2 protein-coding genes are annotated in these 4,236 nt (G+C 65.2%); both read right to left on the reverse strand.

The features are described from left to right. Positions 1 to 2,420, reverse strand: a 2,420-nt coding sequence (locus AC1D00_RS29595; RefSeq protein ID WP_477013104.1) for a molybdopterin-dependent oxidoreductase, incomplete at its 3' end; no start/stop codon positions are given. Then, on the reverse strand, positions 2,417 to 4,120 hold the full coding sequence (locus AC1D00_RS29600; protein ID WP_477013105.1) for an NADH-ubiquinone oxidoreductase-F iron-sulfur binding region domain-containing protein: 1,704 nt from the start codon (positions 4,118 to 4,120) through the stop codon (positions 2,417 to 2,419). The genes AC1D00_RS29595 and AC1D00_RS29600, both read right to left, overlap by 4 nt. Positions 4,121 to 4,236 lie beyond the last annotated feature (116 nt).

The following is a 4,236-nucleotide window of genomic DNA, read 5'->3' on the forward strand; positions in this document are numbered from 1 at the left end:
GTCGAGAGCACCATCGGATATTCGGCGTCGGGAAGCTCGTCCGGCGGGATGACGTGGGCCGGCACGATCTTGCCGCGCCCGCTCGCGGTCGGGAAGCCGGTGGTGAAGATGATCTCGTTGCCCGGCTTGTTCGGATCGTCCGCCGGATAGGTGACGGCACCTTCGCGCACCAGCCGTTCCCAGCTGATGTTCTTGAGCGACGGCATGAGCTCTGCCATCTCGGTGTAGACATCGCCGGGGCCGGCATAATTCCACGGCAGGCCCATGCGCTTGCCGATCTCCTGGATGATCCAGAGATCCTGCCGCGCATCGCCCGGCGGCTTGATCACCTGGCGCGCGAGCTGCACGCGGCGATCGGTGTTGGTGAAGGAGCCGTCCTTCTCGGCGAAGGCCGAGGCCGGCAGGATGACGTCGGCGTGGAACGCGGTCTCGGTGACGAAGAGATCCTGCACCACGAGATGGTCGAGCATGGCGAGCGCGTGGCGCGCATGCTGGAGATCGGGGTCCGACATTGCGGGATTCTCGCCCTCGATATACATGCCCTTGATCTCGCCGGCATGGATCGCGTTCATGATCTCGACCACCGTGAGGCCGCGCACGGGATCGAGATCCTGCTGCCACAGCTTCTCGAAGGCGCCGCGCAAGTCGTCGCGGCCGACCGGCTGGTAGTCCGGCAGGAACATCGGGATCAGGCCGGCGTCGGAGGCGCCCTGCACGTTGTTCTGGCCGCGCAGCGGATGCAGACCGGTGCCGGGGCGGCCGACCTGGCCGGTGATCAGCGCGAGCGCAATCAGGCAGCGCGCATTGTCGGTGCCGTGGACATGCTGGCTGATGCCCATGCCCCAGAAGATGATCGACGACTTTGCCCGCGCATAGGTGCGCGCAACCTCGCGCAGCGTTTGCGCCGGGACGCCGCAGATCGCTTCCATCTTCTCCGGCGTGAACTCCTTGATCTTCTCCTTGAGGTCCTCGAAGCCCTCGGTATAGCCGGCGATGTACTGGTCGTCGGTCAGGCCTTCCGTGATGATCGTGTTGATCATCGCGTTCAGCATGGCGACGTCGGAGCCGGGCTTGAACTGCAGATGCTTGGTCGCATGGCGCGACAGCGTCTGCCGGCGCGGGTCCATCACGAACAGCTTGGCGCCATTCTGCTTGACCGCGTTCTTGATGAAGGTGGCGGCGACCGGATGGTTCACGGTCGGGTTGGCGCCGATCACGATGATGACCTCGGCGTCCATCGCCGCCGAGAACGGCGCCGACACGGCGCCCGAACTCAGGCCTTCGAACAGCGCCGCCACCGACGAGGCGTGGCACAGCCGGGTGCAGTGGTCGACATTGTTGGAGCCGAAACCGGTGCGCACCAGCTTCTGGAACAGATAGGCCTCTTCGTTCGAGCCCTTGGCCGAGCCGAACCCGGCGAGCGCCTTCACGCCGTTGGTGTCGCGGATCTTGACGAGACCCTTGGCGGCGATGTCGAGCGCTTCCTCCCAGCTCGCTTCGCGGAAATGGGTGAAGGGATTGGCCGGATCGACCTGGTCGTTGGCATCCTTCTTCGCATTGGGCAGCCGCACCAGCGGCTTGGTCAGGCGATGCGGATGGTGGATGTAGTCGAAGCCGAAGCGGCCCTTGACRCAGAGACGGTTGCGGTTGGCGGGACCGTCGCGGCCCTCCGCATAGATCACCTTCTCGTCCTTGACCTCGTAGGTGACCTGGCAGCCGACGCCGCAGAACGGGCAGAGCGAGTCCACCTTCCTGTCGGCATAGGTGACGCGGGTCTGCTTCTCGTCGAGCATCACGGCCGGCATCAACGCGCCGGTCGGGCAGGCCTGCACGCATTCGCCGCAGGCGACGCAGGTGGACTCGCCCATGGGATCGTCGAAGTCGAACACGATCTTCGAGCCATGATTGCGGTAGGCCATGCCGATGACGTCGTTGACCTGGACCTCGCGGCAGGCGCGCACGCACAGGCCGCACTGGATGCAGGCATCGAGATTGACGCGCATCGCCGGATGGCTGGCGTCGGTCGCCCAGCGCTCGGCGGCGGGAAAGCGGCTCTCGGTGACGCCGGTGGTCTCGGCCCAGTGCCAGAACTTCGAATCCGGATCGTGCGAGGTCTCGCGCGCCGGCTGGTCGGCGACGAGCAGCTCCATCACCATCTTCTGCGCCGAAACTGCGCGCGCGCTTTCGGTCTTCACCTTCATGCCGACCGACGGCGTGCGCTTGCAGGATGCGGCGAGCACGCGCTCGCCCTCGATCTCGACCATGCAGGCGCGGCAATTGCCGTCGGGGCGATAGTCGGGCGCCGGCGAATAGCACAGATGCGGGATGTCGCGGCCCTGGCGTTTTGCGACCTGCCAGATGGTCTCGCCGGGACTGGCCTCGACCTGCTTGCCGTCGAGCTCGAACGTGATTTTGGTCATTCGGCCGCTTCCTTGAACTCGTCAGGGAAATATTTGATCACGGTGGCAAGCGGATTCGATGCGGCCTGTCCGAGCCCGCAAATCGAGGCATCGCGCATCGCCTGGCTCAATTCTTCCAGCAAGGCACGGTCCCAGACCGGCTTCTGCATCAACAGCGCCGCCTTCTGGGTTCCGACGCGGCACGGCGTGCACTGGCCGCAGCTCTCGTCCTCGAAGAACTTCATCAGGTTCAGAGCCGCTGCGCGCACGCTGTCCTTCTGCGACAGGATCACGATCGCGGCCGAGCCGATGAAGCAGCCGTATTTCTCCAGCGTACCGAAATCGAGCGGGATGTCGTCCATCGATCCCGGCAAAATGCCGCCGGACGCGCCGCCCGGCAGGTAGGCGTAGAAGGTGTGGCCGTCGGCCATGCCGCCGCAATATTCGTCGATCAGCTCGCGCACGGTGATGCCTGATGGCGCGAGCTTCATGCCGGGTTTTTTCACGCGGCCCGAGACCGAGAAGCTGCGCAGGCCATGACGCTCGTGGCGGCCGTGGCCCTTCCACCAGTCGGCGCCCTTCTCGACGATGTCGCGCACCCACCACAGCGTCTCGATGTTGTTGATCAGCGTCGGCAGGCCGAACAGGCCGACCTGGAACGGATAAGGCGGCTTGTGCCGGGGCAGGCCGCGCTTGCCCTCGATGCTCTCGAGCAGCGAAGATTCCTCGCCGCAGATATAGGCGCCGGCGCCGCGGCGCATGTGCAGCGTCGGGCCATCCGGCGGCAGCTTTGCGATCTCGCGCTCCAGGATCTCGCGCGAGGCCGGATATTCGTCGCGCAGGTAGATGTAGACGTCGGAGGCCTGCACCACATGCGCGCCGATCAGCATGCCCTCGATGAAGCGGTGCGGATCGCTTTCGAGATAGACGCGATCCTTGAACGTGCCGGGCTCGCCCTCGTCGCCGTTGATCGCCATCAGCCGCGGACCGGGCTCGCCCAGCACCGCGCGCCATTTGCGGCCCGTCGGGAAGCCGGCGCCGCCGAGGCCGCGCAGCGAGGCGTCGTCGAGCGCCTTCAGCAGATCGTCCTTCGGCAATTCACCCGAACGAACGCGATTGAGCAGCTTGTAGCCGCCGCCCGCGACATAGGCGTCGTAGCCGATATATTTGGGCAGATGCGCGTGGGTGTCGCCGGCCTTCGCGGCCGCCATCACATTGGCGACGGTCGCATGATCGACGAAGTTGTGTCCGACTTCCGCGGCAGGTGCGGTGTCGCAGCGGCCGACGCAGGGCGCGCGCACGACGCGGATGCCGGGACCCGACGCGCTCTGCAAATCCGCGAGCAGCTTCTCGCCGCCCAGGATCGCGCAAGTGAGAGAATCGCAGACACGGATCGTCAGCGGCGCGATGTCAGGTTCACCTTCCTTCACGATGTCGAAATGCGCGTAGAAAGTCGCGGTCTCGAACACCTCGGCGAAAGCGAGCTTCATCTCGTCGGCAAGCGCGGCGAGATGCGCCGCCGAGATCTGGTGATATGTGTCCTGGATCAGGTGGAGATATTCGATCAGGAGGTCGCGCCGCCGCGGGCGATCGCCGAGCAACTGCTCGATCTCGTGTGCGGCCGTGGGATCGACCTGCCGCCCCTTGGGCGTGGCCTTGGCTCGCTTCCGTCCCTCGCCCGGGTGTTCGAACGAGCGGACCTCGTGCACGTCATGGCTCATCGATGAGTCCCGTCAACCTTCTTTAGAACAGGTCCAATTCTAACTCTTGGCATACCAGATGCCAAGAGAATTCATCCGTTCCGATAAGCATTTAAGGGGCATGCGGCCAACAACCC

The sequence above is a fragment of the Bradyrhizobium sp. P2_E8 genome (genome assembly GCF_056403875.1).

Bases quoted from the DNA above. Each gene is read 5' to 3' on its own strand.
- AC1D00_RS29600 (WP_477013105.1), bottom strand. From the start codon at position 4,120: ATGAGCCATGACGTGCACGAGGTCCGCTCGTTCGAACACCCGGGCGAG.